We start from the raw sequence: 18,044 nt of genomic DNA on the forward strand, positions 1-18,044 counted from the left end.
TGCATGATTATTTCCTGTTGTTGTTCATTTTAAAATAAAAAATAAAAAATTGAAGGAGGACAAAAGGGATTGTTAGGATGATGTAATGGGGAGGTAAGGATCGTAGAAAAAGACTTTAACTTGTCATATCATTGAAATTTTCTGAAATGTATAGGGCGAATGAAGGAAGATGAGGTATTTTGTAGAAATATTGAAGGATAGGTTTTTGAAGAAGGAGTGTACTGAATGGCTGAAACTCTGGATTTGCAAACAAAAGAGTCGCTGAAAGAGCAGCTGAAGCGGATGAAAGAGGAAAATGACCGCCTGAAGAGTGATTTGAACCGGTATCACGTGATTATGAATAACACGCTTGATGCCATTTTTATATGCCATAAGGAAATGAAAATCGTCCAGGCGAACGAGGCTGCGGCCCGGATGATGCAGATTGAGGCAGAGAGCCTCATTAACCGCTCCGTCCTGGATTTTTTATATTCCGTGCCTCAGGAAGAACTGAATAAGGCCGTGAAAAAGTTTTTAAAAAAAGGCCATCTGTGGAAAGAGGTGCCGATTAAGCTTGACAGCGGCGCGACGAAATACATTGAATTCCTCGCCAGAGACGGAATTGGGGAGGATTATTTTTTTGTGGTGATGAGGGATATCTCCTCTAAAAAAATATTAGAGCGCGAATTCTCCATGAACGAGCAGCTGTTTAAAGATTTGTTTGACAGGGCTGTCGACGGCATCGTGCTGTTTGATAAGGACGGCGGGTTTATTGATGCGAACCTCTCTTTTTGCAAAAGCTTTGAGATCGGCCAGAATGAATTGTCCCATCTGTCGCTCCGCCATTTTACCGACGGAGAAAACAAAAAGCATCTGAAAGAAATCTGGGAAACCCTCCGCAGAAAAGGAAACGCCAAAGGAGAACTGCCTGTCAAGCTTCGGTCCGGCGAAGAGAAGCTGTTTGAATTTACGATTACGTCCAACTTAATCAGCGGGTTCTACATGTCTATTATGAGAGACATAACAGAGAAACGGTTGATGGAATTGAAACTCTTTAAAAGCGAAGAGCGATTCCGCGAAATTTTTGAAAACGCCATGGACGCGATTGTCATTTGGTCTGATGACGGAAAGATTGCCAAAGCAAACGAATCGGCGTGCCGCATTTTCGAACTGCCGATGGATAAGCTGGTGGAGCGGAATTTATGTACGTTTATCGTTGATCCGCAGAAAAAATATAAGCAGATTAAGAAAAAATATGAAAAATACGGAGAAATCCGTGAAGAGATGCTGTTTCAGATGGCAAACGGCCAATTTAAAGAGCTGGAATTCACATCAAAACGAACCATACTTGAAGGTCAGCATTTAACCATTTTAAGAAATGTCAGCGATCGTAAGCGGATGGAAAAAGAATTGCGGGAAAGCGAGCTGAAATTCAGAAAAGTATTCAACGGCTCAATGGACGGCAAGGTCTTATTTGACAACCAATTCCGCATTATTGACGCGAATCCTCTCGCAAGCCGTATACTCGGTATGCCGGATGAGGAGTTGAGAGCGTACACCGTGCCGGATATTCTTTCTTTATTTGATATTGAAAACGCGGGTGTTCCCGCCAGAAAGATTGATTTAGAAGGAATGGATAATGAAATCCCCTTCCTGTTAAGCAGCAGCGACAGCCGCAAACTGGAATTCTCCTTCAAAAGAAATATCATTCAAAATATGAATCTGGCCATCTTTAAAGATGTCACAGAGGCCAAAGAGCTTGAAGAGAGGCTGCGGAAATCCGATACTCTTCATGTTGTAGGGGAGCTGGCGGCGGGCATCGCCCACGAAATCAGAAACCCGATGACGGCGCTGAAAGGGTTCATTCAGCTTCTTCAAGGAAGCATTGAAGGCGAATACTCTCTGTACTTTAACGTCATTACCTCAGAATTAAAACGCATCGAGTCTATCATCACTGAATTTTTAATTTTAGCGAAACCTCAGGCGATATTATATGAAGAAAAAGACGTGACGCAGATTATGAAAGACACGGCTGATCTTTTGAATGCCCAGGCCAATCTTGTCAATGTGCAGATCCATCTGAACCTGACCGGAAACATCCCGCCGATTTACTGTGAACCGAATCAATTAAAACAGGTGTTTATCAATATTTTAAAAAACGCAATTGAAGTCATGCCGGGCGGCGGCAATATCTACGTGACCATTCAGTCTTCTGATCAAGACCACATTTTGATTTCTATTCAAGATGAAGGAACAGGCATTTCCGAAGACAAATTAAAACGTCTGGGTGAACCATTTTACACGACAAAAGACAGGGGAACGGGCCTCGGCCTCATGGTCAGTTATAAAATCATCGAAGAGCATCAGGGACGCATTCATGTGGAAAGTGAAGAAGGGAAGGGCACCGTTTTTCATTTGACGCTTCCGGTCCGGCAGAATACCGAGGAAAGAAGGAGCGGGGAATGATCTGTTTTACAAGTGTGAGAGCGCCGTTTGGAACCGTCATCGTAACAGAGGAAGAGAGCTTTATTACCGGCCTGTTTCTCACCGGGGAAGATTTTGAGGAATGGCGGAAAGACGCGCCCGGCGTAAAGCCGTGCGAAACCGCTTTGCTGTCGGAGGCGAAACAGCAGCTGGCATCATATTTTTCAGGAGAAAGAAAGCAATTCTCTCTGCCTCTGAGACAAAAAGGCACGCCCTTTCAGGAAAGAGTATGGAACGCGCTGACGATGATTCCTTACGGGGAATCCCGAAGCTACGGCGATATGGCTGAAGCGATCGGAAAACCGAAAGCGGTGCGCGCCATCGGACAAGCCAATAAACGAAACCGGCTGCCCATTTTGATCCCGTGCCATCGGGTAATCGGCAAAAACAGCGCCTTAACGGGATACGCGGGCACGAAGACGGATGTAAAAGCGGTGCTGCTGAACATCGAACAAATATCCTATAAAGAAAAATAAAGCGTATGGCACGTTCCGTTTTTTCACGTCCGACATATCATTTTATTAAGTGAAAAAAGTTGGCCTGACGAAAAAGGAGGACGAAGCCTGATGAAAATGAGCCGCCCGCAAAGGATAGCCGGTTATGCAGAGCTGTTTTTTAAAATGCATCTCATTACAGCCGTCCAAAAAGATGAAGTAATTACATTGTGCAGACAAAAAAACCGCTGACATTGCCTGAGGCAACATCATCAGCGGTTTTTCAGCTCAGCTGGCAGTCAGCGAATAATTGTTCAATTTCTTCCGTGTAAGAACCGGTCACAATTCCTTTCTCGGTTATAATGCCGGAAATCAAGCTGCCCGGTGTGATGTCAAAGGCCGGATTGAAGACCGGAACATCCTCGGGAGCGGTGCGTATGCCGGAGATTTGTCTGACTTCATCCGGATCTCTTTCTTCAATCGGAATCTGATCGCCGTTTTCAATCTGCAAGTCAAATGTCGAAAGCGGTGCGGCCACAAAAAACGGAATTTGAAAGGCGTTTGCCAAAATAGCGAGGCCGTACGTTCCGATTTTGTTGGCCGTATCACCGTTTTTTGCAATTCTGTCAGCGCCGACAATGACTGCAGAAATATGTTTTTCCTTCATTGTATGGGCGGCCATGCTGTCGGTAATGAGCGTGACATCAATTCCGCCCTGCATCAGCTCCCACGCCGTCAGCCGTGATCCTTGGAGAACGGGTCTTGTTTCACATGCGTAGATATGAAGGCCGAGGTCTTTTTGTTTCGCTAAGTAAAAGGGAGCAAGCGCCGTACCGTACCGGCTTGTGGCGATCGAGCCCGCATTGCAGATGGTCATGATCTGGTCGCCTTTTTTAAAAAGGTGCAGCGCATTTTGGCCGATCATACGGCATGTTTCTTCATCCTCAATCTGAATTTGAATGGCTTCATGGACGAGCGTTGTCTTCGCTTCATTGATTGAGATCGCATCCCTGATGGAATCCGTAAGTCTGTCAAGCGCCCACGCAAGGTTGACGGCAGTGGGCCTCGAACTGTTTAAATACGCTTTGACATCCGCGAACTGACGTCGGAAATCTGAAAGGTCGCGGGCTTCAAACGACTTGGCGGAGAGCGCGAGCCCGAACGCCGCGGTTATACCGATGGCCGGAGCGCCCCTTACTTTCAGCGTGACAATCGCGTCGAATACATCTTCCTTTGTTTCAAGTTCCGCATATTCAGTGACGTCGGGAAGCTTTTGCTGATTTAAAATGCGAATGTAGGTTTCTTTCCATTCTACAGAACGGGGGATGGCAAATTCATTGGTCATGCTGCATCATTCCTTTATACGGAGCTTAAATTGGTCCAGAACCTCGGTGATATGCTTCAGTTCTTTTCTGTTTTCGATATAATAGGCGCCGATCTCAAGCGCCAGCTTCTTCCGTTCGATTCGTTTGTCAAACGGAGTGATTTCATCTAAGTCAGCCACATGGGCGAGTCCGATCGTGCGCCGGATCAATTCGCATCCCGCAAAACCGACCGCTTCCTCAAACGCGTTTTTCAGTGTGTCTTCCAGCAGGTGTCTGCGGGAAGGCAGGCAGTCTTTCTCCCATGCTTCACTGAATGTTTTCACAAATGTATCCCATACGGCGGCAGTATGGTCATATAACGGCTGTCTGTCGTCACCGTCGCGGCTGAGGGCGTTTAAGAGCAGATTGGCGATAAATTGGCCGATGTCAAACCCGATCGGTCCGAAGAAAGCAAACTCGGGATCAATCACCTTTGTTTCATGTTCATCTGCGAAGATGCTTCCCGTGTGCAGATCGCCGTGAACCAATGTTTCCGCGGAATTCAGAAAGATGGCTTTCAATTCGTCAGCGCCTTCTTTCAGCCGGGAATTGTTCCAAACTTTTTCTGCGTATGGGCGCAGCTCCTCTTCAAAATCGTTTGTCTCATGGTCGAGAAACGGTTCTGTAAACACAAGCCTTTCTGTAATATTGCAAAGCTCAGGATTTGTAAACTGCTTTGCGAGCTGCTGCTTTACTTTCGCATCAAGCGCATAATCGGATGAGTAAAAAAGCGTTTTCCCTAAAAATTCACCGATATGAACCGATAAGTTCGGATAATGCTGCCCTTCCAACAGCCCTTTTCTTGAAATCCGCAAATGGGAGAGGTCTTCCATTACCGTGACGGCCATCTCAGTATCGGAATAGTAAACGGCCGGAACGAGGTGCGGCACGTGTTCGCCCTGGCGGATGAGGGCGCTGCTTTCGATTCTCGCTCGGTCAATGGTAAGCGGCCAGCTTTCACCGACGACTTTCGCGTAAGGGATTGCTTGTTTAATAATCAGTCCTTTTTTGTTTTCTTTATCGTAAACATGAAAGACGTAATTTAAATTGCCGTCGCCGATTTCACGGCATGTCAGAGTGCTTTTGCTTTGGAATAAGCCGAGCTTGACGGCTAACGCGGCGGCGGAGCTTTCTGTTAATTGTTCATAAAGACTTGTTTTAGTTGCTGACATGGATTTACCCTCCAATTATGTAGTGGCAGTAAGAGATCGTGACGGAGAATACGCCCGAAAAAAAGCCTCCTTCTCTGAAAGAGAAGGAGGCTGAAACAGTGCAGTCCGCCTCTTATCTCTCAGATAACATCTGATGGAATTAGCACCGTGCCTTATGAGACAATCGTCTCGGCGCAAAATGTACGCGCCCCATTTCACAATGGAATTACGGTCGGTTGCTGTTGGGGTCAAAAGGCCAATCCCTCGCCCAACTCTCGATAAGAGAAAAATATATTGATTTGTATCACAATTCGGATTAATCAGTTGATGAAAATATTAGCAGGTGCCGGATATTCTTGTCAACATTTTTTTGAAAATTAATATAAATCACGCCGCAAGTCTTGGAAAACCGGAATGGTTCCCCGCACCTCCGCGCTTTCTGACACATCGATTTCCGCCCGGACTGCGCCTTCCGTCCGGTCTCCTTCGGCTAAAATCCGGCCCCATGGGTCAATAATCAGGCTGTGGCCGGCAAATTCATTATCGGGATTGGACCCCGTGCAGTTAGAGGCTGCGACAAAACATTGGTTTTCAATTGCTCTGGCGATAAGCAGGCTTCGCCAATGATCAAGGCGGGGCAGAGGCCATTCCGCAGAGATAAACAGGACATTCGCGCCCTGGGACGTATGCTTTCTGATCCATTCGGGGAAACGGATATCATAGCAGATCAGCCCGGCGCACTTGACACCGTCAAGCTCAAAGGAACCGTCGCTGTTTCCTGCTGCCAAGTAAAGGTGTTCATCCATCAGCTGAAACAGATGGGCTTTCTGATACCGCTTCACGATCTGTCCGCTGTTATCGGCGATGTACATGGTGTTATAGACATTTTCGCCTTCTTTGACCGCAAAAGATCCGGCAACGAGGTGTACGTTGTATGTTTTTGCCGTTTCTTTAAGCCATTGTTCCGAAACTTTACCGTTTTCATCCGCCAGCTGGTCTAGCCGTGTGAGATCATAGCCGGTCGTCCACAACTCAGGAAGCACGATTACATCCGCATGGCGGCTTTCTTGCTCAATCAAAGATTCTGCTTTTTTAAAGTTTTCTGAAGGATTTCCGTATGAAATATCAAATTGCAAACAGGAAACGGTCCATTTCATTATTTAACACCTCAAGTTTCTCTTTACTTTTTTTATTTAACCATATATGATGATGGACTATCATTTCAAGACATTTTTAGAAGGTGAAAATATGAACTTTGAAATCTCAGATGTACTCAAACAGCTGCCGGAACAATTTTTCGCATCATTGGTGCAAAAAGTGAATCAAAAGCTGAAAGAAGGCAGAGACGTCATCAACTTAGGGCAGGGAAACCCTGATCAGCCGACGCCTCAGCATATCGTTGAAGAAATGAAGCGCGCCGTCGAAAGGCCGGAAAATCATAAATACTCATCATTCCGGGGCGCTTACAGCTTCAAAAAAGCAGCCGCTGCATTTTATGAAAGGGAGTACGGGGTCACGCTTGATCCGGAAACGGAAGTCGCCGTGCTGTTCGGAGGCAAGGCGGGACTTGTTGAGCTTCCGCAATGTCTTTTAAACCCGGGAGATACCATTCTGGTGCCTGATCCCGGATATCCTGATTACTGGTCGGGCGTCGCCCTTGCAAAAGCGAAAATGGAAATGATGCCGCTGACAGAAGAAAGAGGGTTTCTCCCTGATTACAGCGTAATTCCTGAAAAGGTGCGGAGCGAGGCGAAGCTGCTGTATCTCAATTATCCGAATAATCCGACCGGCGCTGTGGCGACTGAGGCGTTTTTCGAGGAGACGGTCGGCTTTGCGGAGCAAAACGGCATTTGTGTCGTTCATGATTTCGCGTACGGAGCCGTCGGCTTTGACGGTCATAAACCGCTGAGCTTTTTGCAGACCGAAGGCGCAAAAGAGACGGGAATCGAAATCTATACCTTGTCCAAAACGTATAATATGGCGGGCTGGCGGGTCGGATTTGCCGTCGGAAACGCTTCTGTCATCGAAGCGATCAACCTTTATCAGGACCATATGTTTGTCAGCCTGTTTCCCGCGGCGCAGCAGGCGGCAGCTGCCGCTCTTTTAGCGGATCAGGCATGCGTCGCAGCGCAAAATGACAGATATGAATCGAGACGCAATGCATGGATTAAAGCCTGCCGCGATATCGGCTGGGATGTGACGGCTCCGGAGGGCTCCTTTTTTGCATGGCTCCCTGTGCCTGACGGTTATACGTCACAGTCGTTTTCAGATCTGCTGCTCGAGAAAGCGGATGTCGCGGTCGCTGCCGGAAACGGGTTCGGAAAATGGGGGGAAGGCTATATAAGAGTCGGTCTTCTGACAAGTGAAGAAAGACTTAAAGAAGCTGCGGAACGGATCGGGAAACTGAATCTTTTCACCCGAAAAAGCATTGACATATCAGGATAACAATGCGATAATTCAAAATACTTTATAAAATCATTATTCTTATCAAGAGCAGGCAGAGGGACGAGCCCGATGAAGCCCGGCAACCGACTGATAAAGCACGGTGCTAATTCTTGCAGCAGGAGCTGAGAGATAAGATTCGGACATAACACGAAGCCTCTTTCTGCTCATACGGAAGAGGTTTTTTTATGTTTTGCGAAAGAAAGAGAGGCGTTCACGCATGAGCGAAGTATTGGCAACATATCTTCTGACAGACACAACGGACAGTGAAAAGCGGGCGGAACAGATTGCGGCGGGGCTGACGGTAGGCTCCTGGACTGACCTGCCTCTGGTGAAGCAGGAACAGCTCAGAAAACATAAAGGGCGGGTCGTAAAAGTTGAGGAGATAGAAGGAACCTCAGAAAACGAAACACAATCCGTCATCACCATCGCCTATCCCGAGGCGAACTTTTCAAGAGATATTCCGGCCGTCCTGACGACGGTATTCGGAAAGCTGTCACTGGACGGAAAAATAAAATTGACTGATCTTGAATTTTCCAAAGGGTTTAAACGCTCCCTTCCCGGGCCGAAATTCGGTATATACGGCATCCGCAAACTGCTGGGCGAATTTGAAAGACCGCTTCTGATGAGCATATTTAAAGGCGTGATCGGACGGGATCTCGCCGACATTAAAGAACAGCTCAGACAGCAGGCGCTCGGCGGCGTGGATCTGATTAAAGATGACGAAATTTTCTTTGAAAATGAACTGGCTCCGTTTGAAACCCGCATTATCGAAGGAAAACAAGTCCTGAAGGAAACCCGGGAGGAGACGGGGCATAAAACGCTGTATGCCGTAAACCTTACGGGAAGGACCGCTGAATTGCGGGATAAAGCGAGGCGCGCGGCAGAACTCGGGGCGGACGCGCTTTTATTGAATGTGTTCGCTTACGGTTTAGATGTGATGCAGAGCCTTGCTGAAGACAGGGAAATCCCGCTTCCGATCATGGCGCATCCGGCAGTCAGCGGCGCGTTCACATCATCTCCCGTTTACGGCTTGTCGCATGCGCTTTTGCTCGGCAAGCTGAACCGCTATTGCGGCGCTGATTTCAGTTTATTTCCGTCACCTTACGGATCCGTTGCTCTTCCGAAGGAGTCCGCACTTGCAATCCATGATGAATGTGTAAAAGACGATGTCTTTCATCCGTCGTTTGCCGTCCCGTCAGCAGGCATTAACCCCGGTATGGTGCCATTATTGATGCGCGATTTCGGCATCGATCACATCATCAATGCCGGCGGAGGCATTCACGGCCATCCGAAAGGAGCCGAGGGCGGCGGAAGAGCGTTCCGCGCCGTCATTGATGCGGTGCTTGAAGCGCAGCCGATTGAAGAAAAAGCCGCGTCGTGCAAAGATCTTCAGCTCGCATTAGACAAATGGGGAAGGGTGGAAGCCGTATGACCCGCACGCCGCTGATTATTTGTGATTTCGACGGAACGGTCACCATGAACGACAACATTGTCAGTATGATGAAAGAATTCGCGCCTCCTGAGTGGCTTGAAATAAAAGACGGTGTTCTGTCTAAAAGCATATCAATCCAAGAAGGAGTCGGCCGGATGTTCGGACTGCTGCCGAGCAGCTTAAAAGAAGAACTGACCGGCTTTATCCTGAAGGATGCGAAAATACGGGACGGCTTTTTGGATTTTGTCTCGTTTGTCCGGTCAAACGGCCTCCCGTTTTATATCGTAAGCGGGGGAATGGACTTTTTTGTGCATCCGCTTTTGGAAGGGATCGTAGAAAAGGAGCGGATTTTCTGCAATCATGCATCCTTTGACCATGAATATATTCATATAGACTGGCCGCACGCCTGTGACGGAGACTGTACCAATCAATGCGGCTGCTGCAAACCGTCAGTCATCCGGAAGCTATCCGATCAGCAGAAATTTCTCGTTATGATCGGTGATTCGGTCACGGATGTCGAGGCTGCAAAGTTATCCGATATGTGCTTTGCGAGAGATTATCTTTTGACTGAATGCAAAGAACTCGGCCTCCGGCATCTGCCTTTTCAAGATTTTCATGAGGTAAAAACAGGCATTGAAAACATCGGGGAGGTGCAGGCATGGCTGCAAAAGAAGAACGCTGGCGCGAACTTGCCGAGGTAAAACGCGAGCTGGCCGAAAGAGACTGGTTCCCGGCAACGAGCGGGAATCTTTCCATCAAAGTATCCGACGCGCCGCTGACTTTTCTCGTTACGGCGAGCGGAAAAGACAAACGAAAAGAAACAGACGAAGATTTTCTCTTAATCGATGAGTACGGTAAGCCCGCTGAGACCGGCCATTCTTTAAAACCCTCAGCGGAAACGCTTCTCCATACTTACTTATACCAAAAGACAGACGCCGGCTGCTGTCTGCATGTCCATACCGTCAATAATAATGTCATCTCAGAGCTTTACGGGGATGAAAAACAAATCACTTTTCAGGGGCAGGAGATGATTAAGGCGCTCGGATTATGGGAGGAAAACGCGTCCGTGACCGTTCCGATCATTGACAATCCGGCGCATATCCCGGCATTGGCTGAAAACTTCGCGCACCATGCGGACGCCGGCTCAGGCGCGGTGTTAATCCGCAATCACGGCATTACGGCATGGGGGCGGACCGCATTTGAAGCGAAAAGGGTGCTGGAAGCCTATGAATTTTTATTCAGCTGTCACCTCAAGCTTCTGTCACTTCGTCCGCAGCTGGTAAAATAAAAGGAGGAATAGAAAATGGCGACCATCAGAATTCATGACGAAAAGAATACGCTCATTGAAAAACAGGAAGAAGTAGCGCGCTTCTTAGACGAACAAGAGGTGATCTATGAGCAGTGGAACATTGAAAAACTTCCGTCCGAGCTTTCGGAAAAATACGATCTAACCGAAGATGAAAAAGAACGGATTCTCGCGGCGTTTGACACGGAGATACAGGACATTTCAGCCCGGCGCGGATATCAGTCTCAGGATGTCATTTCTTTATCAGATACCACGCCGAATCTTGATGATTTATTAAAAAATTTCCAAAGAGAACATCACCACACGGATGATGAAGTCCGCTTTATCGTCAGCGGACACGGCATCTTCGTCATTCAAGGCAAAGACGGCACATTTTTCGACGTTCGTTTAAATCCGGGAGATTTGATTTCAGTTCCGGAGAACATCCGCCACTACTTTACGCTTCAGGAAGACCGCCGGGTCGTCGCAATCCGAATCTTCGTGACGACTGAGGGCTGGGTGCCGATTTACGAAAATGAAAGTGTGCAAAACTGATAGACGTCCGAACCTCTCATGCCCCGCCGGCATGAGAGGTTTTTTATTGTAATGTAAAGTCAGCTGTGGCTGTTTTTTAAATCTTGAATATGCCGCATTCTGTTTATATCATTACCCGAATGGGTATTATTCTCGTATTCATGCAAAGATTCCAATACGAAATGAAAAAATAAGTTATTTAGTAAAAAAATGTTTACAAATAAAGTATAATCTGTAATAATGCTCAATAACCCAATCAAACTTGTTTCCTATTCTTTTAGCGGTGAGGGGTGAAGTGAATGGGCAGTTATTCTGAACAAGAAAAATTGCTTGTATCTATTGATAAAAAAAGAAAAATGATGATAGATGCGGCTAACAGGCAAGGGTTTACAGGATATGACACGATCAGGCACAGCCAGGAACTGGACTGTCTGATGAACGCGTATCAGCAGCTGGTAAACCGTGATCGCACACATCACCAAGGAATACAGGGCCTTGTGAAGAAAATAGGCTTGTTCTCCCGCGGTGACGTCATGCCTGCATATGAAGCAAACAAATGATTGATGATAAAACAGATAACGAAGACTGAATGCGCTTCCTGATCAAGCGCCGCATCCGAAAGATGACCGCGTACAGTCAGCACATTTTTCCGCTGGCATGGCTCACGAAGCGCCTCGTACTATCTGCCGGCTATGATGCCGTTCCTCTGGTATATCCTCTTACACATATTCTTCTTTAAATGAAAAACACCCCGATCCAGGGTGTTTTTTTCATCGAGAAGCGGCAGGGAGGGTAATAGTGACCTCTGTGCCCTTATCGACTTCGCTTTGAATGTCAATCGAACCGCCGTACATCAGCATGATTCGTTTACATACGACAAGGCCGAGGCCGGTGCCTTTTTCCTTTGACGTTACAAACGGAAGAAAAATGTGTTCAAGCATATCTTCAGAAATGCCCATTCCGTTGTCGGCCACCTTAATGACTGCTTTATGATCGCGGGCTTCTAAATAGATGGACAGCCGGCCGCCTTCCTGCATGGATTCCAAAGCGTTTTTCGCGACATTTAAAATCACCTGTTTAATATGGTCTTTCGTGCAGTTGACCTTGAGCGGCCGATTGACGAGAATCTCCACATTCACTTCCACATTATACAGATTCCCTTCAGAATAAATAATCGGCATAATCTCATCAAGAATATCCTGCAGCGAGTTCACTTCCAACCGTTCAGCAGTGGGTTTTCCAAGCACTAAAAACTCACTGACAATCTGATTGATCCGTTTAATCTCCTGCTCAATAATTGAGAAATACAGCTGATCTTCCTCCGATTTGTATTTTTTCTGCAAAAGCTGAATGAAGCCGCTGATCCCTGTAAGCGGGTTGCGGATTTCATGGGCGGTGCTGGCGGCAAGCGTTCCGATCAGCTCCAATTTCTGCGCTTCATTTTGAGCGCGCTCCAGCTGGGTCTTGCGCTTAAGCAGATAATATTGAACGAGAATGAACAGAATATTCAGCAGCACGGCAATACTGGACATCGGCAGCAGCACGCTTTTGGTCAGCTCATTCAGCTCAACCGGTTTCGGATAAACATTGATATTCCAATTAATATCATCCAGATAGCCGCTGACCGGTTTCACACCTTCTGATTGATCAGCTCGTCCGCTGGCAAATATCACTTTATTCTGATTGGTTGCCTTGACATAAACGTCAGGGCTCAGCATATTGATCATATTTCTCAAATAATCGACTTGTATGGCGGCTACTAAATAATCCGTGACTTCCCGTTTTGCGTCTAACACCGGCACGCAGATCGTGAAGATGCGCTGGCCTGTAATTCTGCTGGAGTAGTCATTTGTGATGACCGTTTTTTTCGTCTTTTTCGCCTTCGTAAAATACGGTCTGTCGGCCAAATTCACCTTTGATTTCAGATCAGTCGTGCTTGCGATGACATCACCTTTGGAATTCAGCATATACAGTCCGCTGAATCTAGGTTCATCCTCAAAAGCCTGATCGAGAATGTCAATGATCTTTTCTTCATTGACAGGCTTATCGACAGCGATCGCAAGTGTTGTCATCCGGGCTTTTGTTTCACCGATTAAATAATTGAGCTTATTGCGGTGAAGGTTGAGCATCATACTGGCTTCCTGTATGTGTTTATCGGCTATTTTCTGCTTTTCTTTTTCATAAATGAAAAAGCTGATAATAAGTGCCGGGATGATCACCAATATGAGATAAAGCTTGATCTTTCCCCGGGCACCTTTAAATGTATTCACTCTGCATCGCTCCAACATTACACTTGAATAGAGGTATTATATCATCTTTATACTTCTTTAATAAGAAAAAATAACCAAAATGATAGAAAAACAAATTATTTTATTAAGGTCAGACAAAAAGAAGAGAAATTTTGGAAACATTTTTGTTGACATTTTTCATTTTGTTTATTAATGTTTCTCTGTAACGGTTTCTTTTGTAAAAGGATGATTGAATGTATGACGGATAAAACAGAAAACTCATTGAAATTATTTATTGTACTGTCACGTGCGTACCGATCTATTAACGACCATATGAATAAACATATTCATAAGCACGGTCTGAACCCGACGGAATTTGCGGTGCTTGAGCTGCTGTACCACAAAGGCAACCAGCCGCTTCAGCAGATCGGCGACAAAATTTTATTAGCGAGCGGAAGTATTACATACGTTGTTGACAAATTAGAGAAAAAAGAACTTCTCATCAGAAAAGCCTCGCCGACTGACAGAAGAGTGACTTTCGCACAGATTTCCGAAAAGGGAATCCGTCTTTTGGACGATATTTTCCCTGATCATGCTGAAGAGATTAAGGAAATGATCAGTGTGCTGAGTGATGAAGAGATAGAAATGTGTACGGAAATGCTGAAAAGAGTGGGGTTAAACGCTAAACATTTTCATCAGAAATAAAAAAGGAAGCCATTTGAAAGGCTTCCTTTTTTATATTACTGATTTTGGTCAGTCGCGGCGTTTCTAGGCTGTATCAATACCTCGACGCGCCTGTTTTTGCTGCGACCTTCAGCGGTTTTGTTTGACACGGCCGGTTTATACTCTCCGAAACCTTTGGCGCTGAATACTTTTGCGTCAAGTTTCGGGTTTTCTGTCAGAATAGCCATGAAGTTGACGGCCCGCATGACGCTTAAATGCCAGTTAGATTGATATTGTGAGTTTTTAATCGGCACATTGTCCGTATGTCCGCTGATGATAATGTTCCTCGGCGGATTCAGAACAAGGAGATTCGAGATTTCCTTGGCAAGCGGAATATCTTCCTGACGGATATCCGCCCGTCCGGAATCAAAAAAGATACTGTCTTTAATGGTAATTAAGAGTCCTTCTTTAGTCAGCTTTGTTTCCAGCTGAGTTTCAAGCTTTTTATTTTTTATAAATTGATTGACTTGCTTTTGCACGCCTTCAAGTTCTTCGCGGTCGGCTGCTTCTCTTTCTTTCTTTTTCTGTTCTTTATCTTTTTCCTTGTCTTTTTTTAACTGATCAACGCCGTCTTTTTCGTTTTCAGGAGGGGTGACGCTTGAATATTCAAGAACACCCGTGCCTCCGGTAAACACGGCGTTAAATGATTTAGACAGCATTTGGAATTTCGCCGCATCGACCGAGCTCATGGCGAACAATACAATGAACAGAGCCAAAAGAAGGGTGAGCAAATCCGCGTACGGGATCAGCCAAGACTCATCCACATGCTCGTCATCATGCTTCTTCTTCTTTTTTCTCGCCATTGTTTGTCTCTCCTTCTTGTTCAGCGACTTTTGCGCGTTCATTCGCAGGAAGATACATGAGAAGTTTTTGTTCGATCACTTTAGGGGCCTGTCCTTCAAGCACTGACAGAACGCCTTCGATCATGATTTCACGCAGTTTGACTTCCTGCTTTGATTTGCGTTTCAGTTTGTTGGCGAAGGGATGCCATAGTACATATCCTGTGAAAATCCCGAGAAGGGTGGCGACAAACGCCGCACTGATGGCATGTCCGAGCGCCTCGGTATTGTTCATGTTGGAAAGAGCGGCGATAAGGCCGATGACCGCACCCAAAACGCCGAGTGTCGGCGCATATGTGCCGGCTTGTGTAAAGATGGCTGCGCCGGCCTGGTGTCTGTCTTCCATCGCTTCAACTTCCTCAGTCATAATATCTCTGATAAATTCTGCGCTTTGTCCGTCAACCGCCATGCTCAGGCCGTTTTTCAAAAATGCGTCATCCACGTCTTCAATGCTTGCTTCCAATGCGAGCAGACCTTCACGTCTGGCGATTTGCGCCCATTGAGAGAACATAGGAATTAATTGCGCAATTGTGAGCTGTTTGTTTTCTTTAAACAGCACTTTAAAAAGGGCGGGCACTTTTTTGATTTCTTTTCCGGGGAATGCGATGATCACCGCAGAAATCGTACCGAACAAAATAATCAGAATAGCTGCCGGGTTAGCGAGTGCGCTTAAGCTGACCCCTTTCAGCACCATGCCCACGCTTAAAGCAATCAAGGCGAGGATGATACCGATAATCGATGTTTTATCCATAGTTTTCACCAAATCCTTTATACTAGCTTTCTATGGTTAATATCGGTGGCAGTGCATGGAACTTTAGGGTGATTGAGAAATTGTTCCCGAATTCTTCACAGTTTCTCCCTTCCGGCATGGAGAAAGAAACAAAAAAGCGGCTCCCCGCGAGAAGGGAACCGCTTTTTTGTTATTGTGCCCGGACTTTGATTCCGTCCTCTTCCATTACGACATGGAAGGCTTTTATTTCGTTGTCATCCAATAAGAGATCTGTCATTTCGTCCTCGATCAATTCTTGGATGGTTCTTCTGAGCGGGCGTGCTCCGAAAGCTGGGTGGTAGCCGATTTCAGCGATTTTTTCTTTCGCATCATCGGTGACGTTCAGGCTGATGCCGCGCTCTTTTAATGTGTCTTCAAGCTCTGTGAGAAGCAGGCTGACGATTTTCACGAGATGTTCTTTTTTCAGGGATTGGAATTCAATAATGCTGTCAAACCGGTTTAAAAACTCCGGTTTGAAGAACGCGCTCAGTGAATCAATCAGCGTTTGTTCTTCCAGGACGCTCTCTTCAGATTGGAATCCGACTTTCACCTGTTTTTCGCCGGTTCCAGCGTTGCTTGTCATAATCAAAACGGTATCTTTGAAGCTGACCGTTCTGCCCTGGCTGTCTGTCAGACGGCCGTCCTCCATAATCTGCAGAAACATATGCTGGACATCAGGGTGGGCTTTTTCAATCTCATCGAGCAGCACGATGCTGTACGGATTGCGGCGCACTTTTTCCGTTAATTGACCGGCTTCATCGTGTCCGACATATCCCGGCGGTGAACCGATAATTTTTGATACGGCGTGTTTTTCCATGTATTCACTCATATCGAGACGGATAATGGAATCTTTTGTACCGAACAGTTCATCTGCGAGGGTCTTTGATAACTCGGTTTTTCCGACTCCGGTCGGTCCGACAAAGAGGAAGGAGCCGACAGGTCTGTTTTTGGATTTTAAGCCGGCGCGGCTTCGTCTGACCGCTTTCGCCACTTTTTTCACGGCTTTTTCCTGACCGATGACGCGCTGATGAAGATGCTCTTCAAGTTCCTTCATTTTGACTTGTTCATCAGCCTGGAGTTTTCCGACCGGAATGCCTGTTTTCTGTTCAATGATGGCTTGAATATGCTCCGCCCCGATTTCAGTTGAAGAGGCCGGAGCTTCTTGTGCCAGTTGCTTTTCCAATGCCGCTTCTTCATCACGCAGTTTCGCGGCAAGCTCATAATTTTCTTCATGAAGCGCTTTTGTTTTCTCCGCGTCAATTGCTTTGAGTCTCTCAGCCGCATCTTCTTCATTTACGGTATCAAGCTCCAGGTTCGCCTTAGAGCCGGCTTCATCTAATAAGTCGATCGCTTTATCCGGCAGGTGGCGGTCCTGAATGTAACGGGATGAAAGCGTAACACAGGCATTTATCGCTTCATTGCTGAATGTGACGCCGTGGTATTTCTCATATTTATCTTTAATGCCTTCCAGAATGCTGATGGCTTGTTCTATTGTAGGCTCGTGAACCATGACAGGCTGGAAGCGTCTTTCAAGCGCCGCATCTTTTTCAATCTGGCGGTACTCTTTCAGCGTTGTCGCCCCGATGACCTGCAGCTCGCCTCTGGCGAGCGCCGGTTTCAGGATGTTCCCGGCATCCATTGATCCCTCGGCAGAGCCGGCGCCTACAAGAAGGTGAATCTCATCAATGAACAAAATGACGTTTTTCCGTTCTTTTAATTCGTTCATTAATTGTTTCATTCTTTCTTCAAACTGGCCTCTGATCCCTGTATTGGCGACGAGAGAAGCGACGTCAAGCAGGTAAAGCTCTTTGTTTTTCAATTTGTTCGGCACATCGCCCTCAGCGATTTTAAGCGCGAGGCCTTCTGCAATAGCCGTTTTACCGACGCCCGGTTCACCGATAAGCACCGGATTGTTTTTATTCCGGCGGTTCAAAATTTCAATTACGCGCGCCACTTCATTATCGCGGCCGATCACAGGGTCAATCAGACCTGCTTTTGCGCCGTTTGTGACGTTTTGAGCGAGCTCGTCGAGCAGGCCTTTTTCAGGGCCGGCCTGCTGTTTATTTTGATTGGGAGCGAAACCTTGCTCAAACGGGAATCCGAATGATTGCGGCCCCATGCTCATAGACGGTTTTCGGGTTAATTCTGTATAACATGTTTCACATAAAACGAATTGTTTTTGAATGGAATTGACTTGCATGTTCAGGCGAATCGTCGCCTCGTTTTTCTGACAATGTTGACAACGCATTTGCCAAAACCTCCTCGGAAAATGTTTGATCATCTTTGACCAAATAGATTAGAAAATAAGGTCTTAACTTTGACCTTCTTTGATTAATAGTATACTCTGACCTTCTTTGACTTTCAAGGGTTTTGTTTT

The 18,044-nt window shown here is 46.4% G+C and carries 16 protein-coding genes and 2 riboswitches; of the genes, 9 read left to right on the top strand and 7 right to left on the bottom strand.

Going from position 1 to position 18,044, the window contains the following annotated elements; translation table 11 throughout:
- Positions 1–225 precede the first annotated feature (225 nt).
- Together MY7_RS05655 and MY7_RS05660 are read left to right on the top strand one after the other, a co-directional pair.
- The gene (locus tag MY7_RS05655; protein ID WP_007610939.1) at positions 226–2,445 is read left to right on the top strand and encodes a PAS domain-containing sensor histidine kinase; all 2,220 of its coding nucleotides are present in this window, start codon (positions 226–228) and stop codon (positions 2,443–2,445) included.
- Positions 2,442–2,939 (top strand): methylated-DNA--[protein]-cysteine S-methyltransferase, encoded by a 498-nt coding sequence (locus MY7_RS05660; RefSeq protein WP_007610941.1) that lies wholly within the window; start codon positions 2,442–2,444, stop codon positions 2,937–2,939. Before MY7_RS05655 ends, MY7_RS05660 begins: the two co-directional genes overlap by 4 nt.
- 241 nt (positions 2,940–3,180) lie before the next feature.
- Here the strand turns inward: MY7_RS05660 and mtnA are convergent, their stop codons facing one another.
- The 3 genes from mtnA to MY7_RS05675 form a co-directional block, all read right to left on the bottom strand.
- Entirely contained in the window at positions 3,181–4,242 is a 1,062-nt protein-coding gene (gene mtnA, locus MY7_RS05665; protein ID WP_007610944.1) for an S-methyl-5-thioribose-1-phosphate isomerase, read from the bottom strand.
- A gap of 6 nt (positions 4,243–4,248) precedes the next feature.
- The gene (gene mtnK, locus MY7_RS05670; RefSeq protein ID WP_007610947.1) at positions 4,249–5,433 is read right to left on the bottom strand and encodes an S-methyl-5-thioribose kinase; all 1,185 of its coding nucleotides are present in this window, start codon (positions 5,431–5,433) and stop codon (positions 4,249–4,251) included.
- A 109-nt stretch (positions 5,434–5,542) separates the two neighbouring features.
- A riboswitch (SAM riboswitch) is annotated at positions 5,543–5,697 on the bottom strand.
- Between the two features lie 92 nt (positions 5,698–5,789).
- Complete coding sequence (locus MY7_RS05675) at positions 5,790–6,569, bottom strand: carbon-nitrogen family hydrolase (protein WP_007610948.1); 780 nt, start codon at positions 6,567–6,569, stop codon at positions 5,790–5,792.
- A 91-nt stretch (positions 6,570–6,660) separates the two neighbouring features.
- Between MY7_RS05675 and MY7_RS05680 the strand changes: the two genes are divergently transcribed.
- From MY7_RS05680 to MY7_RS05705, 6 genes are all read left to right on the top strand, one after another.
- The gene (locus MY7_RS05680; protein ID WP_029325877.1) at positions 6,661–7,857 is read left to right on the top strand and encodes a pyridoxal phosphate-dependent aminotransferase; all 1,197 of its coding nucleotides are present in this window, start codon (positions 6,661–6,663) and stop codon (positions 7,855–7,857) included.
- Between the two features lie 36 nt (positions 7,858–7,893).
- A riboswitch (SAM riboswitch) is annotated at positions 7,894–7,993 on the top strand.
- Positions 7,994–8,074: 81 nt separating this feature from the next.
- Positions 8,075–9,289, top strand: coding sequence for a 2,3-diketo-5-methylthiopentyl-1-phosphate enolase (mtnW, locus tag MY7_RS05685; RefSeq protein ID WP_007610951.1), 1,215 nt, complete (start codon positions 8,075–8,077; stop codon positions 9,287–9,289).
- The gene (mtnX, locus tag MY7_RS05690; RefSeq protein ID WP_007610963.1) at positions 9,286–9,990 is read left to right on the top strand and encodes a 2-hydroxy-3-keto-5-methylthiopentenyl-1-phosphate phosphatase; all 705 of its coding nucleotides are present in this window, start codon (positions 9,286–9,288) and stop codon (positions 9,988–9,990) included. Before mtnW ends, mtnX begins: the two co-directional genes overlap by 4 nt.
- A complete protein-coding gene (locus MY7_RS05695; RefSeq protein WP_007610966.1) occupies positions 9,948–10,577 on the top strand; it encodes a methylthioribulose 1-phosphate dehydratase in 630 nt (209 codons plus the stop codon). The genes mtnX and MY7_RS05695 overlap by 43 nt, the downstream gene beginning before the upstream one ends.
- A 15-nt stretch (positions 10,578–10,592) precedes the next feature.
- Entirely contained in the window at positions 10,593–11,129 is a 537-nt protein-coding gene (locus MY7_RS05700; RefSeq protein ID WP_007610968.1) for a 1,2-dihydroxy-3-keto-5-methylthiopentene dioxygenase, read from the top strand.
- 278 nt (positions 11,130–11,407) lie between these two features.
- Positions 11,408–11,668 (top strand): aspartyl-phosphate phosphatase Spo0E family protein, encoded by a 261-nt coding sequence (locus MY7_RS05705; RefSeq protein ID WP_003154690.1) that lies wholly within the window; start codon positions 11,408–11,410, stop codon positions 11,666–11,668.
- A gap of 210 nt (positions 11,669–11,878) precedes the next feature.
- Here MY7_RS05705 and MY7_RS05710 read toward each other — a convergent pair whose 3' ends face one another.
- Positions 11,879–13,396, bottom strand: a complete 1,518-nt coding sequence (locus tag MY7_RS05710) for an ATP-binding protein (RefSeq protein WP_046559543.1) — start codon at positions 13,394–13,396, stop codon at positions 11,879–11,881.
- Between the two features lie 198 nt (positions 13,397–13,594).
- Here MY7_RS05710 and MY7_RS05715 point away from each other — a divergent pair, with 198 nt between their 5' ends.
- Entirely contained in the window at positions 13,595–14,041 is a 447-nt protein-coding gene (locus MY7_RS05715; protein WP_003154686.1) for a MarR family winged helix-turn-helix transcriptional regulator, read from the top strand.
- Positions 14,042–14,076: 35 nt separating this feature from the next.
- On the opposite strand, the gene motB is transcribed toward MY7_RS05715, so the two are convergent.
- The 3 genes from motB to clpE all read right to left on the bottom strand — a co-directional run bounded on the left by motB (position 14,077) and on the right by clpE (position 17,915).
- Positions 14,077–14,862: a flagellar motor protein MotB gene (gene motB / locus MY7_RS05720; RefSeq protein ID WP_003154685.1), complete on the bottom strand. Its 786-nt coding sequence runs from the start codon at positions 14,860–14,862 to the stop codon at positions 14,077–14,079.
- The gene (gene motA / locus MY7_RS05725) at positions 14,834–15,649 is read right to left on the bottom strand and encodes a flagellar motor stator protein MotA (RefSeq protein WP_007610974.1); all 816 of its coding nucleotides are present in this window, start codon (positions 15,647–15,649) and stop codon (positions 14,834–14,836) included. Before motA ends, motB begins: the two co-directional genes overlap by 29 nt.
- Positions 15,650–15,818: 169 nt before the next feature.
- Positions 15,819–17,915, bottom strand: a complete 2,097-nt coding sequence (gene clpE / locus MY7_RS05730) for an ATP-dependent protease ATP-binding subunit ClpE (protein WP_029325878.1) — start codon at positions 17,913–17,915, stop codon at positions 15,819–15,821.
- Positions 17,916–18,044 lie beyond the last annotated feature (129 nt).

Origin of the sequence: Bacillus sp. 5B6, from assembly GCF_000259405.1 — a bacterium.
Classification (GTDB): Bacteria; Bacillota; Bacilli; order Bacillales; family Bacillaceae; genus Bacillus; species Bacillus velezensis.